This window comes from Derxia lacustris (assembly GCF_002105195.1).
GTDB classification, from domain to species: domain Bacteria; phylum Pseudomonadota; class Gammaproteobacteria; order Burkholderiales; family Burkholderiaceae_E; genus Derxia; species Derxia lacustris.
Genome location: NZ_MUHU01000011.1, coordinates 33,475 through 49,124, shown reverse-complemented (window position 1 = coordinate 49,124; position 15,650 = coordinate 33,475). Strand labels below are relative to the sequence as shown.

The 15,650-nt window shown below is 67.6% G+C and carries 16 protein-coding genes; 10 read left to right on the top strand and 6 right to left on the bottom strand.

Going from position 1 to position 15,650, the window contains the following annotated elements; genetic code table 11:
- Positions 1 to 68: 68 nt before the first annotated feature.
- The 4 genes from dnaK (at position 69) to ybaK (ending at position 4,748) form a co-directional block, all read left to right on the top strand.
- A complete protein-coding gene (gene dnaK / locus B9P64_RS11615) occupies positions 69 to 2,015 on the top strand; it encodes a molecular chaperone DnaK (RefSeq protein WP_085316410.1) in 1,947 nt (648 codons plus the stop codon).
- Positions 2,016 to 2,193: 178 nt separating this feature from the next.
- Positions 2,194 to 3,336 (top strand): molecular chaperone DnaJ, encoded by a 1,143-nt coding sequence (gene dnaJ, locus B9P64_RS11610; RefSeq protein ID WP_085316409.1) that lies wholly within the window; start codon positions 2,194 to 2,196, stop codon positions 3,334 to 3,336.
- Positions 3,337 to 3,346: 10 nt separating this feature from the next.
- A complete protein-coding gene (gene xerD / locus B9P64_RS11605; protein ID WP_085316408.1) occupies positions 3,347 to 4,237 on the top strand; it encodes a site-specific tyrosine recombinase XerD in 891 nt (296 codons plus the stop codon).
- Positions 4,238 to 4,253: 16 nt separating this feature from the next.
- Positions 4,254 to 4,748: a Cys-tRNA(Pro) deacylase gene (ybaK, locus tag B9P64_RS11600; RefSeq protein ID WP_085316407.1), complete on the top strand. Its 495-nt coding sequence runs from the start codon at positions 4,254 to 4,256 to the stop codon at positions 4,746 to 4,748.
- 7 nt (positions 4,749 to 4,755) lie between these two features.
- Here ybaK and B9P64_RS11595 read toward each other — a convergent pair whose 3' ends face one another.
- The 6 genes from B9P64_RS11595 to B9P64_RS25710 form a co-directional block, all read right to left on the bottom strand.
- On the bottom strand, positions 4,756 to 5,094 hold the full coding sequence (locus B9P64_RS11595) for a DUF2845 domain-containing protein (RefSeq protein ID WP_176256811.1): 339 nt from the start codon (positions 5,092 to 5,094) through the stop codon (positions 4,756 to 4,758).
- A gap of 13 nt (positions 5,095 to 5,107) precedes the next feature.
- Positions 5,108 to 5,686 (bottom strand): hypothetical protein, encoded by a 579-nt coding sequence (locus tag B9P64_RS11590; protein WP_085316405.1) that lies wholly within the window; start codon positions 5,684 to 5,686, stop codon positions 5,108 to 5,110.
- A 113-nt stretch (positions 5,687 to 5,799) separates the two neighbouring features.
- On the bottom strand, positions 5,800 to 6,441 hold the full coding sequence (locus B9P64_RS11585) for a GNAT family N-acetyltransferase (RefSeq protein WP_085316404.1): 642 nt from the start codon (positions 6,439 to 6,441) through the stop codon (positions 5,800 to 5,802).
- 70 nt (positions 6,442 to 6,511) lie between these two features.
- Entirely contained in the window at positions 6,512 to 7,477 is a 966-nt protein-coding gene (locus tag B9P64_RS11580) for a glucokinase (RefSeq protein WP_085316403.1), read from the bottom strand.
- Positions 7,461 to 8,156 carry a 6-phosphogluconolactonase gene (gene pgl, locus B9P64_RS11575; protein ID WP_085316402.1) on the bottom strand — a complete coding sequence of 232 codons (696 nt, stop codon included), beginning with the start codon at positions 8,154 to 8,156 and terminating at the stop codon, positions 7,461 to 7,463. The genes B9P64_RS11580 and pgl overlap by 17 nt, the downstream gene beginning before the upstream one ends.
- A 43-nt stretch (positions 8,157 to 8,199) precedes the next feature.
- The gene (locus B9P64_RS25710) at positions 8,200 to 8,361 is read right to left on the bottom strand and encodes a hypothetical protein (protein WP_176256810.1); all 162 of its coding nucleotides are present in this window, start codon (positions 8,359 to 8,361) and stop codon (positions 8,200 to 8,202) included.
- Between the two features lie 170 nt (positions 8,362 to 8,531).
- On the opposite strand from B9P64_RS25710, the gene B9P64_RS11570 reads away from it, so the two are divergent.
- The 6 genes from B9P64_RS11570 to B9P64_RS11545 all read left to right on the top strand — a co-directional run bounded on the left by B9P64_RS11570 (position 8,532) and on the right by B9P64_RS11545 (position 15,641).
- Complete coding sequence (locus B9P64_RS11570; RefSeq protein WP_085316401.1) at positions 8,532 to 9,788, top strand: ABC transporter substrate-binding protein; 1,257 nt, start codon at positions 8,532 to 8,534, stop codon at positions 9,786 to 9,788.
- Between the two features lie 137 nt (positions 9,789 to 9,925).
- On the top strand, positions 9,926 to 11,260 hold the full coding sequence (locus tag B9P64_RS11565) for a maltoporin (RefSeq protein WP_085316400.1): 1,335 nt from the start codon (positions 9,926 to 9,928) through the stop codon (positions 11,258 to 11,260).
- A 160-nt stretch (positions 11,261 to 11,420) separates the two neighbouring features.
- Complete coding sequence (locus B9P64_RS25705) at positions 11,421 to 12,362, top strand: SHOCT domain-containing protein (RefSeq protein WP_085316399.1); 942 nt, start codon at positions 11,421 to 11,423, stop codon at positions 12,360 to 12,362.
- A gap of 333 nt (positions 12,363 to 12,695) precedes the next feature.
- Entirely contained in the window at positions 12,696 to 13,619 is a 924-nt protein-coding gene (locus B9P64_RS11555; protein ID WP_085316632.1) for a carbohydrate ABC transporter permease, read from the top strand.
- Complete coding sequence (locus tag B9P64_RS11550) at positions 13,612 to 14,493, top strand: carbohydrate ABC transporter permease (RefSeq protein WP_085316398.1); 882 nt, start codon at positions 13,612 to 13,614, stop codon at positions 14,491 to 14,493. The genes B9P64_RS11555 and B9P64_RS11550 overlap by 8 nt, the downstream gene beginning before the upstream one ends.
- Before the next feature lie 35 nt (positions 14,494 to 14,528).
- Positions 14,529 to 15,641: an ABC transporter ATP-binding protein gene (locus B9P64_RS11545; protein WP_085316397.1), complete on the top strand. Its 1,113-nt coding sequence runs from the start codon at positions 14,529 to 14,531 to the stop codon at positions 15,639 to 15,641.
- The last annotated feature ends 9 nt before the right edge of the window (positions 15,642 to 15,650 follow it).

The window sequence follows — 15,650 nt, the reverse complement described above, 5'->3', positions numbered from 1 at the left end:
ACTCACTTCCAGATCAATTCATCGCCGGCCGGCGCACAAGACGCGGCGGGCGCCAGAAAGGAAAGTTCATGGGCAAGATCATCGGTATCGACCTGGGCACGACCAATTCGTGCGTCGCCATCATGGAAGGCGGCCAGCCCAAGGTCATCGAGAACTCGGAAGGCGCGCGCACCACGCCGTCGATCATCGCCTACCAGGAAGACGGCGAAATCCTCGTCGGCGCCTCGGCCAAGCGGCAGGCCGTCACCAATCCCAAGAACACCCTCTACGCGGTCAAGCGCCTGATCGGCCGCCGCTTCGAGGAAAAGGAAGTGCAGAAGGACATCAACCTGATGCCCTATGCCATCGTCAAGGCCGACAACGGCGACGCCTGGGTCGGCGTGCGCAACGACAAGCTGGCGCCGCCGCAGATCAGCGCCGAAGTGCTGCGCAAGATGAAGAAGACCGCCGAGGACTACCTGGGCGAGGAAGTGACCGAAGCCGTCATCACGGTGCCGGCCTATTTCAACGACAGCCAGCGTCAGGCCACCAAGGACGCCGGCCGCATCGCCGGCCTGGACGTCAAGCGGATCATCAACGAGCCGACCGCCGCGGCGCTTGCCTTCGGCCTCGACAAGAAGGACGAGAAGGGCGACCGCAAGATCGCCGTCTATGACCTGGGTGGCGGCACCTTCGACGTGTCGATCATCGAGATCGCGGATGTCGACGGCGAGAAGCAGTTCGAGGTGCTGTCGACCAACGGCGACACCTTCCTCGGCGGCGAAGACTTCGACCAGCGGATCATCGATTTCATCATCGCCGAGTTCAAGAAGGAGCAGGGCGTCGACCTGAGCAAGGACGTGCTCGCGCTGCAGCGCCTGAAGGAAGCCGCCGAGAAGGCCAAGATCGAGCTGTCGTCGTCGAGCCAGACCGAGCTGAACCTGCCCTACATCACGGCCGATGCCACCGGCCCGAAGCACCTGAACCTCAAGCTCACGCGCGCCAAGCTCGAAGCGCTGGTCGAGGATCTGATCGAACGCACGATCGAGCCCTGCCGCATCGCGATCAAGGATGCCGGCGTGAAGATCGGCGACATCCATGACGTGATCCTGGTCGGCGGCATGACCCGCATGCCCAAGGTGCAGGAAAAGGTGAAGGAGTTCTTCGGCCAGGACCCGCGCCGCGACGTGAACCCTGACGAAGCCGTGGCCGTGGGTGCCGCGATCCAGGGTTCGGTGCTGGCTGGCGACCGCAAGGACGTGCTGCTGCTCGACGTGACGCCGCTGTCGCTGGGCATCGAGACGCTGGGTGGCGTCATGACCAAGATGATCCAGAAGAACACGACCATCCCGACCAAGTTCAGCCAGACCTTCAGCACCGCCGACGACAACCAGCCGGCGGTGACGATCAAGTGCTACCAGGGCGAGCGCGAGCTGGCCAGCGGCAACAAGGCGCTGGGCGAGTTCAACCTCGAAGGCATCCCGCCGGCGCCGCGCGGCGTGCCGCAGATCGAGGTCACCTTCGACATCGACGCCAACGGCATCCTGCATGTCAGCGCCAAGGACAAGGGCACGGGCAAGGAAAACAAGATCACCATCAAGGCGAACTCGGGCCTCAACGAGGACGAGATCCAGCGAATGGTCAAGGACGCCGAGGCGAACAAGGAAGAAGACCATCGCCGCGTCGAGCTGGCCACGGCCCGCAATCAGGCCGACGGTCTGGTGCACAGCGTGCGCAAGTCGCTGACCGAATACGGCGACAAGCTGGACGCCGCCGAGAAGGAAAAGATCGAAGCCGCGATCAAGGATGTGGAAGGCGTGCTCAAGTCGGACGACAAGGCCGAGATCGATGCCAAGACCGAGGCGCTGGTGGCGGCGTCGCAGAAGCTGGGCGAGAAGATGTATGCCGATGCCCAGGCCGCCCAGGCGACGCCGGGTGCGGCGGCCGCGGGTGCCGGCACTGCCGATGCCCAGGCCGCCGGCGCGAAGGAAGACGACATCGTCGATGCCGAGTTCAAGGAAGTGAAGCGCGACTGACGCGCCGCGCGCGGCCGGTGAAGCCTTGCCGGCCGCATCGTTTCAGAGTGCCGCGTGCGGACGCGGGCCGGCCGGCAAGCCTGCCCACGCGCCTCACGCGGCGTTTTGGTGTTGAGGACCGGTTGCGCGCGGGCGCGACCCGAATCGCCGACAACCGTTCCCGAACTGCTCTCACATCATGGCCAAACGCGACTATTACGAAATCCTCGGCGTGGCGAAGAACGCCTCCGAGGAGGACATCAAGAAGTCCTATCGCAAGCTCGCGATGAAGTACCACCCCGACCGCAATCCGGACGACAAGGGCGCGGAAGACAAATTCAAGGAGGCCAAGGAGGCCTACGAGATGCTGTCCGACGCGAACAAGCGCGCCGCCTACGACCGCTACGGTCATGCGGGCGTCGATCCGAATGCGGGCGGCGCCGGCTTCCAGGGCGGCTTTGGCGGCGGTGCCGGCGGCGCGGGTCTGGACGACCTGTTCGGCGGCATCTTCGGCGACATCTTCGGTGCGCAGGGGCAGCGCGGTCAGGGCGCGCGCTCGTTTCGCGGCGCCGACCTGCGCTACCAGATGGAAATCACGCTGGAGCAGGCGGCCAACGGCTTCGACACCACGATCAAGGTGCCGAGCTGGGTCGAGTGCGAGACCTGCAAGGGCAGCGGCGCCAAGCCGGGCACCAAGCCGCAGACCTGCCCGACCTGTTCGGGCCAGGGCAATGTGCGGGTGCAGCAGGGCTTCTTCAGCATCCAGCAGACCTGCCCGCGCTGCCACGGCAGCGGCAAGGTGGTGCCCGATCCCTGCGTCACCTGCGACGGCGCCGGCCGCATCCGCAAGACCAAGACGCTCGAAGTGAAGGTGCCGGCCGGCATCGACGACGGCATGCGCATCCGCTCCAGCGGCAATGGCGAGCCGGGCCCGAACGGCGGCCCGCCCGGCGACCTGTACGTGGAAATCCACGTCAAGCCGCACAACGTGTTCGAGCGCGACGGCGACGATCTGCATTGCCAGATTCCGATCAGCTTCAGCACGGCGGCGCTCGGTGGCGACGTGGTGGTGCCGACGCTCGGCGGCAAGGCCGAGATCACCATTCCCGAGGGCACGCAGAGCGGCAAGACCTTCCGGCTGCGCAGCAAGGGCGTGAAGGGCGTGCGCTCGGGCTATCCGGGCGACCTGTATGTGCATGTGTCGATCGAGACGCCGGTCAAGCTCACCGACAAGCAGAAGCAGATCCTGCGCGACTTCGAGGCGACGCTGACGGCTGGCGGCTCCAAGCATTCGCCGCAGTCCAAGAGCTGGATGGACCGCGTCAGCGAGTTCTTCAAGTGACGGGCGGTCGATGAGCGACGCGGTTGCGCTCATCGATGCGTGGATGGATGCGTGCTGGCTCGAACAGGGGCTGGCGCGCAGCACGCTCAAGTTCTATCGCAGCGATGTGGGCCAGCTGGTCGACTGGCTTGCCGACCGCGATACCGCGCTCGCTGCCGTGACCGAGGCCGATCTGTCGGCCTGGCTGGTCGAGCGCTTTGCCGGCAGCAAGGCCAGCTCGGCCAACCGGCGGTTGAGCAGCCTGCGCAGCTTCTTCCGCTGGGCGGTGCGCGAGCGCCACATGCCGGTCGACCCCACGCTCAACATCGACTCGGCCAAGCAGCCGCAGCGCTTTCCCAACACGCTGAGCGAAGCCCAGGTCGAGGCGCTGCTGAATGCGCCCGACGTCGACACCCCGCTCGGCCTGCGCGACCGCGCGATGCTCGAAGTGATGTACGCGACCGGCCTGCGCGTGAGCGAACTGGTCGGCCTGCGGCTGTTCGAGATCGGCCTGGCCGAAGGCGTGCTGCGCGTGGTGGGCAAGGGCGCGCGCGAACGGCTGGTGCCGCTCGGCGAGCTGGCGGTGGACTGGCTGGAGCGCTATCTGGCCGGAGCGCGGCCGCTGCTGCTCGGCGCGCGCCAGAGCGACGACCTGTTCATCACCGGGCGCGGCGAGGCGATGACGCGCCAGATGTTCTGGGTGCTGACCAAGCGGCATGCGGTCACGGCGGGTATCACGGTGCCGCTGTCGCCGCACACGCTGCGGCATGCGTTTGCAACCCATCTGCTCAATCACGGTGCCGACCTGCGCGTGGTGCAGCTGCTGCTCGGCCATGCCGACATCGGCACCACGCAGATTTACACGCACGTTGCGCGCGAGCGGCTGCGCGAGCTGCATGCGCGCCACCATCCGCGCGGCTGACGCGACGAGACACGACATGGCCAAGGACAAGACCGGCAGCGCCGAAACCCAGGCGACGCTCTTCCTCAAGAAGCACGGCGTCGCCTTCGAGCCGCACCCGTATGCCTACGAAGAGCACGGCGGCACCAGCGTGTCGGCGCGCGAACTGGGCGCGGACGAGTACAGCGTCATCAAGACGCTGGTGATGCAGGACGAGAAGAAGCAGCCGCTGATCGTGCTGATGCATGGCACGCACACGGTCTCGACCAAGGCGCTGGCGCGCGCGGCGGGCGTCAAGTCCATCGAGCCCTGCACGCCCGAGACCGCCAACCGGCACAGCGGCTATCTGGTCGGCGGCACCTCGCCGTTCGGCACGAAGAAGACGATGCCGGTGTTCGTCGAGGAAACCATCCTCGGGCTGCCGCGCATCTACATCAACGGCGGGCGGCGCGGCTTTCTCGTGAGCATCGACCCGGCCGAGCTGGTGCGCACGCTCGGCGCCAAGCCGGTGACGGTCGGGCAGCCCAAGTAGCGCCGCGTCAGAAGCCGCGCTCGTCCAGGCTTTCGATGCGCCAGACCCTGCCGTCGCGCAGCAGCACGCGCACCTGAAAGCGCGTGGGGCCGAGGTTGTAGAGCCAGTCGTCGACCGTGACGCTGCCGATGATGCGCACCCAGCCGAAGCGGTCGACGGCCTCGATGCCGACATCGCGGCGCTGGGCATAGGCCGGCGCGCCGCACTTGCGCTGCACCGTCAGCACCGAATCGCCGATGTCGACCAGGCCGCCGTCGCACTGGAAGGCGCCGACCTGATTGGCCTGCGCCGCGCCGGCGCCAAGCAGTGCCAGCGCGGCAAGCAAATGGCGGACTACGCGGCACACGGCGGCTCGCGTCTCAGCTCGCGCCGGGCTTGCGATGCTGGGTGCTCATCGTGATCTCGCTGCCGCCTTCTTCGAGCGCCTTGACCGAGACCTGCATGCCGTCCTTGTCGTCGGCAATCATCAGCAGCGCGTCGCCGTTGCCTTCAACCATGTCGACGAACTGCCGGCCCTTGGCCGCGGCGCGCAGCTTGTCGCGGTAGAAGGCGGCGACCTTGGCCGGCGTGTCGGCGGTCTTGAGCGTGACCATCAGCATCTCGCCTTCGGCGCTGGCCATGCGGGTGCTGCCGTCCTTGCCGGGCTCGGCACCGGGATAGAAGGCCAGGCCGAAGTCCTGTTCGCTGATCTTGGCGCCGCCCATTTCATAGGTGGACTGCTGGCCCTTCTCGTCGGTGAAGGTGGTGCGCACCGTGCCGTTCGACAGATCGACCTTGGCCTTGCCGCCGTCCTTCTCGATCGCCGATTCGATCATCTTTTCGGTCAGTTTCTCGCTGGCCTTTTCCTTGACCTTGTCGCAGCCGACAAGGCCGCCGCCGAGCCCGAGGCTGGCGGCGAGGATGAGCGGGAGCGGACTGAAGCGGCGGACGGTTTGCATGGCGGACGGACTTTCCTGGCAGTGATGGGGAGCGTTCTGTGACGCGATTTTCGTGATGTTTGTCACGAAATTTCCTGGATTGTGCCCGCGCCGCCGGCGGTCCGAGCCGCGCTTCAGGAATCGGGACCAAAGGCTCCGGGCTTGCGCGCGTCGGCATCCGCTGCTGGGTTGCCGTCGCCGGCGCGGTTGATGCGCGCCGTCAGCACATGGTCGCGCCAGCGGCCGGCGATCTGGAGGTAGTCGCGCGCATAGCCTTCGCGCTCGAAGCCGAGCCGCGCCAGCACGCGGGCGCTAGCCTCGTTTTCGGGCAGATGGTTGGCCATCACGCGGTGCAGGCCCAGGCGGTCGAAGCAGTAGCCGATGGCGGCGTCGAGCGCCTCGGTCATGTAGCCCTGGCCGGTGTGGGCATGGTCGAGCGAGTAGCCGAGATGGCAGGCCTGGAACACGCCGCGCACCAGATTGCTGAAGGTGCACTGGCCGACGATGGGGCCGTCGGGATCGGCGCGCAGGCGCAGCGCGAGCGCGATGTCGCTGCCGGCGCGCAGTTCGTCGCGCTGGCGGCCGAGGGTGACGCGCCAGTGCAGCTCGGTGGTCCAGGCCTCGGGCCGCAGCGGGCTGGTGGCGGCGTGATGCGCGCGGTTGCGCCGGTGGTAGTCGGCATGGGCCGGCGCATCGAGCGGGTCGGGCGCGACCAGCAGCAGGCGTGCGGTCACGAGCGGGAAGTCGGCGGGGCGGGGCGGGCGGTCGGGCGTCATGCGGCGATGCTAGCCGGCCCGTGCGGCCAGCGTGCGCGCCGGGCTGGGACGGGCGCGACGCTCGGCCGCCTCAGTCGTCGAGCGCGCGCGCCGCGCCGCGCAGCGCCGGATAGTCGGCATGGATGACCCAGACCGGAATCCGCGCCAGGTAGTCGCCGAAGCGGCCCTTGTCCTCGAAGCGGGCACGAAACGGCGAGGCCGCGAAGCGCGCGCCGAGCCGCGGCACGATGCCGCCGCCGATGTAGATGCCGCCGCGCGCGCCAAGCGTGAGCGCGAGGTCGGCCGCCACCGTGCCGAGCATGGCGCAGAACACATCGACGGTTTGGGCGCAGAACCTGCAGCTCGCGTCGAGCGCGCGGCCGGTGATCTCGGCGGCGTTCAGGCCGTCGGGCGCGCGGCCGTCCACCTCGGCGAGCGCGGCATGCAGCGCGGCGATGCCGGGGCCCGACAGCACGCGCTCGGCCGACACATGGCCGTAGCGGCGCGCCAGCGCATCGATGACGGCGGCTTCGCGCGCATCGAAGGCGGCGAGCGTCACATGCCCGCCTTCGCCTTCGAGCGGCACCCAGCGTTCGCCATGCGGCACCAGGCCCGAGATGCCGAGCCCGGTGCCGGCACCGAGCAGGCCGAGCGCCGCGCTTGGCGCCGCCGTGCCGCCGCCGACCTGCACCAGCTCCTGCGCTTCGAGCGTGGGCAGGGCCAGCGCCAGCGCGGTGAAGTCGTTGAGGAAGCGCAGCCGCGCCAGCCCCAGGTCGCGCTGCAAGTCGGCGATGGAAAAGCGCCAGTGATGATTGGTCATCTGCACCCGATCGCCGGTGATCGGATTGGCGATGCCGATGGCGGCGACGCGCGGGCGCGGCAGCCCGCCCTCGGCCAGATAGCGCTCGATGGCGGCGCGCGGATCGGCGTGATCGGCGCAGGCCAGGGTGCGCGCGGCGGCGATCGGCGCGCCCGGCGCTTCGATGAGCGCAAAGCGGGCGTTGGTGCCGCCGATGTCGCCGACGAGGCGCGGCCAGCTGTCAGGTGCGGAAGACATGGAGTGGAACGTCGTCTTGATGAAGGGCGAGGCGGATCGGGAATTCGGCGACCGGACCGGCGGCCAGCACGCGGTCGAGCAGCTCGCGCTTGTCGGCGCCGGTGACATGCAGCACCAGCGTGCGGCTGTCGAGCAGGCGGCGCCGGGTCAGCGAGATGCGCGCATGCGGCGCCAGCGTGGGATGGACGGCGAGGCAGTCGGCATCGTTGGCCGGATCGAGGCCGGCGCCGAGTTCGGCCGCATCGGGGAACAGCGAGGCGGTGTGGCCGTCGTTGCCCATGCCGAGGATCAGCACGTCGAACGGCCGCGCGAAGCTGGCCAGCCCGGCGCGCCAGGCGGCGCAGCCTTCCTCGGCCGTGACCGAACCGTCATAGGGCGACAGGAAGCGCGCTGCGGCGGCGCGGCCGATCAGCAGCGCCTCGCGCACGCTGCGCTCGTTGCTGTCGGCATGGTCGGGCGGCACCCAGCGCTCGTCGGCCAGGGTGATGTCGATCTTCGACCAGTCGAGATCGGCCTGCGACAGCCGGGTGAACAGGCCGCGCGGCGTGCGGCCGCCCGAGACCACGAGGCTGGCGCGGCCACGGGCGCCGAGGCCGGCGGTCAGGCGGTCGGTGATGAAGTCGGCCAGCGCGGCGTCGAGGCTGGCGGTATCGGTGAAGTCGTGGAAGTCGATGCTCATGGGAATTCGCTGGAAGGCCGATGGACGGTGAAGGGACAGCCAATCATGCCGCGAACCGCCGGGTGCCCGGAGGACGTTGCCGACGGAATCGATTGCTGACGAGTATGTAGTAAAACAACGAGTCATGTAAGCCGGGAAATTCGGCGGTCGGTCCTGCTTCGATGCCGAAATGCATCGAACGAGTCTTGCGTTGCAGCTTGCTCATCAGGACTTTCCCTGGGTGTGATGCATCTCTTCCCAGGGCGGAGCTGGGATCGGGCAGTTTTGCGCGACGCCGCTGTTGTCGGCGCAAATGTAGGCGAACTACACTCAGCGCCGCCGACTGGTTCGGCATCGAGGCGGCAGCAGTCGCCCGTCTACCAACGAGGAGAAGACATGGATTTCAAGCTCAGGACGGCGGGCACTGCCGCGTTCGTCGCGTTCGCGCTGCTGGCCGCCAAGGCCCAGGCCGCCGATGTCGAAGTGCTGCACTGGTGGACTTCCGGCGGCGAGGCCAAGTCGGCCGCCGAACTCAAGAAGATGGTCGAGGCCAAGGGCAACAAGTGGAAGGACGTGGCCGTGGCTGGCGGTGGCGGCGACAACGCGGCCACGGTGATCAAGTCGCGCATCGTGTCGGGCAATCCGCCGACTGCCGCGCAGATCAAGGGGCCGAGCATCCAGGAATGGGGCGCCGAGGGCGTGCTGGCCAACATCGACGACACCGCCAAGGCCGGTGGCTGGGACAGCCTGCTGCCGCCGGTGGTCGCCAACATCATGAAATACAAGGGCCACTACGTCGCCGCGCCGGTCAATGTGCACCGCGTGAACTGGATGTGGGCCAACCCGGAGGTGTTCAAGAAGGCCGGCGCCACCATCCCGACCAACTGGGATGAATTCGCCGTCGCGGCCGAGAAGATCCAGAAGGCCGGCTTCATCCCCGTGGCCCACGGCGGCCAGCCCTGGCAGGACTTCACCACCTTCGAGAGCATCGCCCTCGGCCTGGGTGGCGCCGAGTACTACAAGAAGGCCTTCGTCCAGCTCGACGACGCGACGCTCAAGGGGCCGACCACGGTCAAGGCCTTCGAGACGTTGGCGGTGGTGCGCAAGTACATCGACAAGGATTCGGCCACGCGCGACTGGAATCTGGCGACCGGCATGGTCATCAGCGGCAAGGCGGCGATGCAGTTCATGGGCGACTGGGCCAAGGGCGAGTTCACCGCCGCCGGCAAGGTTCCGGGCAAGGACTATGTGTGCGTGGCCGCACCGGGCACGGCCAACGCCTTCACCTTCAACATCGACAGCTTCGTCATCTTCAACAAGCCGGGCGCCGACGCGAAGAAGGCTGCCGCCGACTTTGCAAGCGCCGTCATGAGCCCCGAATTCCAGACCGTGTTCAACCTGAACAAGGGCTCGATCCCGGTGCGCTCGGGCGTCGATCTGAGCAAGTTCGACGATTGCGCCAAGAAGTCGGCCGCCGACTTTGCCGCCGATGCCAAGGCCGGCACGCTGGTGCCGACCATCGCCCACAAGATGGCCGTGCCCGAGTCCACGCAAGGCGCGATGCAGGACGTGGTGACGCAGTTCTTCCACAGCACGTCGATGACGCCGGCCGAAGCTGCCACCAAGCTCGCCGCCGCCGCCAAGACCAAGTAAGCCCCGCTCTCCCGCCGTGCCGGCCGGGCCCACGGGCTCGCCGGGCGGCAGAGCCTTGCCCATTCCCAGCAGAAATCGACCGACAGCGCGGTCGAGGGGCGCGCTTGCGCCGTCGCCGCGCCAATCAGGAGCTTCAAATGAATCTTTCCCGCATCCGCAAGCTGCCGCTGGTCGCGGCCATCGTCGGTCTTGGCGCCCTGGGCGCGGTCGCGCCCGCCGTGGCCGACGACGCGCCGGCGCCGTTCCAGTTCAAGGGCTATGCGCGCTCGGGTTTTGCCACCGCCAACAAGGGCGGCGATCAGGTGTGCTTCGGCCTGGCCGGCGTGAGCAAGTACCGCTTCGGCAACGAGTGCGGCACCTATGGCGAATTCGAGATGCTGGCCAACGTCTACGAAGTGGCCGACGGCCCCAAGTTCGTCTACGACGTGATGTTCGGCTACTACAACGACGGCTCGCAGAACAACGGCAGCGTGAGCGGCGCCCAGCCGATCGGCTGGGACCTGCGCCAGAACTGGGTCGGCGTGACCGGCGTGGGCGACGGTGCTATCAAGACCGCCACCTTCTGGGTCGGCCGGCGCTACTACCAGCGCCATGACGTGCACATCAACGACTTCTTCTACATCGGCTCGCGCGGCCAGGGCGCCGGCATGGAGAACCTCGACATCGGCACCGGCAAGCTGAGCGTGGCCCTGCTGCGCAGCCAGACCAGCGCCAGCAGCTTCGACCCGACCACCAGCCCGACCGGCACCACCTTCGACGTGCGCTGGAGCAAGATTCCGGTGAACCCGGACGGCCTGCTCGAAGCCGCCTTCGACATCCGCAGTCAGGACAAGGCCGACACCACGCCCGAGGCCGCGCGCATCAAGAGCGGCTGGTCGATGACGCTGGAGCACACCCAGACCAAGGTGGCCGGCGGCGCCAACAAGTTTGTCGTGCAGTACGGCAAGGATGCCGGCGCCAATCTCAACACCGGCGACCCCGGTGCCTATGGCTTTGTGCCGACCACCGCCGCCAGCCCCAAGGCCTGGCGCGTGCTCGACAACATCGTCGTGCAGCCGGTGACGGAAATCGCGCTCAACGGTCTCGCGCTCTATCAGAAGGACAGCAACTTCCAGGGCATCGAGAACGCCACGCGCAGCTGGATGTCGTTCGGCGTGCGGCCGATCTACCAGTGGTCGCAGTACGCCGCGTCGGCCATCGAGCTGGGCTTCGACCGCGTGAAGATCGACGGCACCGGCAGCGCCGCCGACGGCAAGAGCGCCAACCTCACCAAGCTGACGGTCGCGCCGATCGTGCTGCGTCCGGGCCCGGGCTTCTTCAAGCGGCCCGAGCTGCGGCTGTTTGCCACCTTCGCCAAGTGGAACGACGCGGCCAACACGCTCGGCGGCGCCAAGGGCCTCACCGGTACCAGCGCCTATGCCACGTCGACCAGCGGCACCACGGTCGGCGCGCAGTTCGAGACCTGGTTCTGACCGCCGGCCGTCATCGGCTTTGCCTCAAGACTTGCCTCTCTAGACGGTCTTGATCTTCGGGAGCCCAGTGCGGGCTCCCTTTTTTGTTTTCGGGGGCAAGTCCGCGTGTCGGCCCGAGGCCGGCGCCGCGACGATGACGCCTTCGCACAGGAGATAGACGATGCAGATGCGAATCCCCGCGCTTGCCGTGGCCCTGGCGCTCGCCGGCTGCGCCAGCCAGCGCACCGCCGCGCCCGAACCCGACATCACCGCCGCCTTCCCGAACCAGACGGTCGCGGGCGGCGAGGGCAGCAATCCCGACGTGCGCTACTACGTGCAGCGCACCGCCTATTCCTTCGTGCGCGTGGAGCGGCTGGAACCGGGCGCGGCGCCCAACGACGCGCCGCCCGCGTGCAAGCCGGATGCGACCGCGCTCAAGGAAAAGCTCGGCGCCATCGTGGCGCGCGGCGCGCTGTTCGGCGACCGGCCGCTCTACACCGGCGCCGAGCTCGATGCGCTGCTGCCGCCGCTGATCGAGGCGCTCGGTCGTGCCCGGCCCGACGAGGACATCGCCATCGCCAGCAGTGCGCGGCGCGGGCAGCTCGGGCGCTATCTCGGGCTGTCGACCAACAGCGCGCGGGTGTTCGTGCGCGGCGGGCAGTTCAACTACATCGCCGGGCTGGTGCAGTACGGCTTCGAGCAGGAGGTGAGGGTGTCGGGCTATCTGCGGCCGTTCACGCCCGGCGCGCGGCAGGCGCCGCTCGACAAGTTCACCGAGCTCGATGGCGCCGGGCTCGCGCGGCCGGACGCCGCGCGCAAGGACTGGCTGAGCTTTGCGCTGCCGGGATGCGCGGTGGCGCAGCCGGCGGCGGTCGCGCCAGCCGCTGCGGCGCCCGCCCCGACGCCACCTGCGCCGCCAGCTGTCGCGCCGCGCGCCGTCGATGCCAGCGCCGCGCCGCGGCCCGTTCCGGCGCAGCCCGCAGCAGCACCCGCTGCGCCGGCCGCCACCGACGCCGACCGCATCGAGCAGCGCCTGCGCACGCTCGACCGGCTGCGCGAACGCAAGCTCATCAGCGACGAGGAATATCGCGACAAGCGCCGCGCCATCCTCGACGGGCTGTGATGCATGTAGTCAAACAACATAAATACGCGGCCGGTGCTTGAAGATTCGATCGGATCATCGACAGCGCTTGCAGCGACAAGCGCCGCGCCTGCCGGGTTTTTCCACTTTTCTCAGGAGAAAGGAGCGCTTGCAAGGGTTTTCCCCGGGATGAAATCCCCGGTTTTCGCGGCTTGGCGTCTGGCTCGAAGAAAGTAGTCAAACTACAATAACGGTCATTCGCTACCGCCCGCAAGTTGCAATCCTGGCCGCCGTTGTCGCGGCCGGCGCGGCGGTTTCCGTCAACCCCGCGCGCTCCGCGCGGTTCTCCGTGGAGTGCGCCGCATGGACCTCACCATGACGCCTGTCGTCACTGCCCGAACGCCGGCTCCGCCGCGCTGCCGCTTCTGCGACACGCTGGCCGGCTGGCTTCCCAAGATCGTGCTTGCGCCCACCTTCGTGTGCACGCTGCTGTTCATCTACGGCTACATCGCCTGGACGGCGGTGCTGTCGTTCACGCCGTCGCGGCTGATGCCGCGCTACGAATGGGCCGGCCTGAGCCAGTACGAGGCGCTGTTCGCCAACGAGCGCTGGTGGCTGGCGCTCAAGAACCTCGCCATCTTCGGCGGGCTGTTCATCGTCATCTGCATGGCGGTGGGGCTGCTGCTGGCGGTGCTGCTCGACCAGAAGGTGCGCGCCGAAGGCTTCATCCGCTCGGTCTACCTCTACCCGATGGCGCTGTCCTTCATCGTCACCGGCACGGCGTGGAAGTGGATTCTCAATCCCGAGTTCGGCGTGGAGAAGGTGCTGACCGACTGGGGCTTTCACGGCGTCAAGTTCGACTGGATCATCGATCCCGACTTCTCGATCTACACGGTGGTGATCGCCGGCGTCTGGCAGTCGTCGGGCTTCGTGATGGCGCTGTTTCTTGCGGGCCTGCGCGGCATCGACGATTCGATCATCAAGGCGGCCCAGGTCGACGGCGCCTCGCTACCGACCATCTACCGCCGCATCGTCATCCCGAGCCTGCGGCCGGTGTTCTTCTCTAGCTTCATGATCCTGGCGCACATCGCGATCAAGAGCTTCGACCTGGTGATGGCGCTCACCAACGGCGGCCCCGGCTACAGCAGCGATCTGCCGGCCACCTTCATGTACACCTATGCGTTCACGCGCAACCAGATCGGCCTTGGCGCATCGAGCGCGATGGTCATGCTCATGATCGTGGTGGCGGTGATCGTGCCCTTCATGGTTTCCGAACTCAGGAGCGCGCGCCGTGGCTGAACTTTCCGCATCGCGCCCGCCGGGCGCTCCCGGCTGGGGCCGGTTCGTCGTGTACGCCGCGCTCGCGGCGGTGTGCTGCTACTACCTCGCGCCGCTGTTCGTGATGCTGACCACCTCGTTCAAGACGAGCGAGGAAATCCGCGCCGGCAATCTGCTGTCGCTGCCGCAGCAGCTCAGCTTCTACGCCTGGGAAAAGGCTTGGTCGGGCGCCTGCACCGGCAGCACCTGCGACGGCATGCGCGGCTACTTCTGGAACTCGATGAGCTTCGTCGTGCCGTCGGTGCTCATCTCCACACTGCTCGGCGCATTCAACGGCTACGTGCTGACGATGTGGCGCTTTCGCGGCAGCGACACGCTGTTCGGCCTGCTGATGATCGGCTGCTTCATTCCGTTTCAGGTGGTGCTGCTGCCGATGGCCCGCACGCTCGGGCTGCTGGGGCTGGCCAACACCACGACCGGGCTGATCTTCGTGCACGTCGTCTACGGCCTGGCGTTCACGACGCTGTTCTTCCGCAACTACTACGTGACCCTGCCCGACGAGCTGGTGAAGGCGGCCAAGATCGACGGCGCGGGCTTCTTCCTGATCTTCCGCCGCATCATCCTGCCGCTGTCGGTGCCCATCTTCGTGGTGAGCGTGATCTGGCAGTTCACCCAGGTGTGGAACGACTTTCTGTTTGGCGTGGTGTTCTCGTCGGGCGAGCGTCAGCCGATCACGGTGGCGCTGAACAACCTCGTCAACACCAGCACCGGCGTCAAGGAATACAACGTGGACATGGCCGCCGCGATCATCGCCGCGCTGCCGACGCTGTTCGTCTACGTGGTGGCCGGCAAGTACTTCGTGCGCGGGCTGACGGCCGGCGCGGTCAAGGGCTGAGGCCCGTTCAAAAGATTCATCACGGAGACAGCTTCATGGGCGCGCTTTCGATCCGCAACGTTCGCAAGAGTTATCACAACGTCGAGATCCTCAAGGGCATCGACATCGAGGTGGAGCAGGGCGAGTTCCTGATCCTGGTCGGGCCGTCGGGCTGCGGCAAGTCGACGCTGCTGTCGATGATCGCCGGCCTCGACAACATCACCTCGGGCGAGATCCGCATCGCCGACCGCGTGGTGAATGACCTGAGCCCGAAGGACCGCGACATCGCGATGGTGTTCCAGAGCTATGCGCTCTATCCCAACATGAGCGTGCGCGAGAACATTTCCTTCGGCCTGGAGATTCGCAAGGTGCCGAAGGCGAAGCAGGACGAGATCGTCGGCCGCGTCGCCAAGACGCTCCAGATGGAGCATCTGCTCGACCGCAAGCCGTCGCAGCTGTCGGGCGGCCAGCGCCAGCGGGTGGCGATGGGCCGGGCGATCGCGCGCGATCCGGCGCTGTTCTTGTTCGACGAGCCGCTGTCCAACCTCGACGCCAAGCTGCGCGTGGAGATGCGCACCGAGATCAAGCTGCTGCATCAGCGCATGGGCACGACCATCGTCTACGTGACGCACGACCAGATCGAGGCGATGACGCTCGGCGACAAGATCGCGGTGATGAAGGCCGGCGAGGTGCAGCAGTTCGGCACGCCGCAGCAGATCTACGACAACCCGGCCAATCTGTTCGTGGCCAGCTTCATGGGCTCGCCGTCGATGAACTTCATCCCGGCCAGGGTCGAGGCCATCGGCGGCGGCTATGGCGTGCGGCTCGACGGCGGCGCCAACAGCTATGTGTTTCCGGCGGTGTCGGCCGACGCCCAGCTCAGGGCCTGGGAGGGCCGCGAGATCGTGTTCGGCATCCGGCCCGAGCAGATCACGCACCGGCAGGAAGGCGTGGCCGTGCCCGATTTCGTGCGCACCGCCGAGCTGCCGGTAAGCCTGATCGAGCCGACCGGCCCCGACACGCTGGTGCTGGTGCCGATCAATGGCAAGGGCGTCACCTGCCGGGTGCATCCGGCGCATGCGCGCCAGCCCGGCGAGACGATGGCGCTGAACTTCGATCTGTCGAAGGCGGTGTTCTTCGATCCGGCGACCGAGCGGCGCATCGCCTGAGGTGCGCCG

Coding starts and splice junctions, on each gene's coding strand:
- B9P64_RS11565 (WP_085316400.1), top strand. CDS start 9,926: ATGAATCTTTCCCGCATCCGCAAGCTGCCGCTGGTCGCGGCCATCGTC.
- B9P64_RS11545 (WP_085316397.1), top strand. CDS start 14,529: ATGGGCGCGCTTTCGATCCGCAACGTTCGCAAGAGTTATCACAACGTC.
- B9P64_RS25705 (WP_085316399.1), top strand. CDS start 11,421: ATGCAGATGCGAATCCCCGCGCTTGCCGTGGCCCTGGCGCTCGCCGGC.
- pgl (WP_085316402.1), bottom strand. CDS start 8,156: ATGAGCATCGACTTCCACGACTTCACCGATACCGCCAGCCTCGACGCC.
- B9P64_RS11590 (WP_085316405.1), bottom strand. CDS start 5,686: ATGCAAACCGTCCGCCGCTTCAGTCCGCTCCCGCTCATCCTCGCCGCC.
- B9P64_RS11555 (WP_085316632.1), top strand. CDS start 12,696: ATGACGCCTGTCGTCACTGCCCGAACGCCGGCTCCGCCGCGCTGCCGC.
- ybaK (WP_085316407.1), top strand. CDS start 4,254: ATGGCCAAGGACAAGACCGGCAGCGCCGAAACCCAGGCGACGCTCTTC.
- dnaK (WP_085316410.1), top strand. CDS start 69: ATGGGCAAGATCATCGGTATCGACCTGGGCACGACCAATTCGTGCGTC.
- B9P64_RS11580 (WP_085316403.1), bottom strand. CDS start 7,477: ATGTCTTCCGCACCTGACAGCTGGCCGCGCCTCGTCGGCGACATCGGC.
- dnaJ (WP_085316409.1), top strand. CDS start 2,194: ATGGCCAAACGCGACTATTACGAAATCCTCGGCGTGGCGAAGAACGCC.
- B9P64_RS11585 (WP_085316404.1), bottom strand. CDS start 6,441: ATGACGCCCGACCGCCCGCCCCGCCCCGCCGACTTCCCGCTCGTGACC.
- xerD (WP_085316408.1), top strand. CDS start 3,347: ATGAGCGACGCGGTTGCGCTCATCGATGCGTGGATGGATGCGTGCTGG.
- B9P64_RS11570 (WP_085316401.1), top strand. CDS start 8,532: ATGGATTTCAAGCTCAGGACGGCGGGCACTGCCGCGTTCGTCGCGTTC.
- B9P64_RS25710 (WP_176256810.1), bottom strand. CDS start 8,361: ATGAGCAAGCTGCAACGCAAGACTCGTTCGATGCATTTCGGCATCGAA.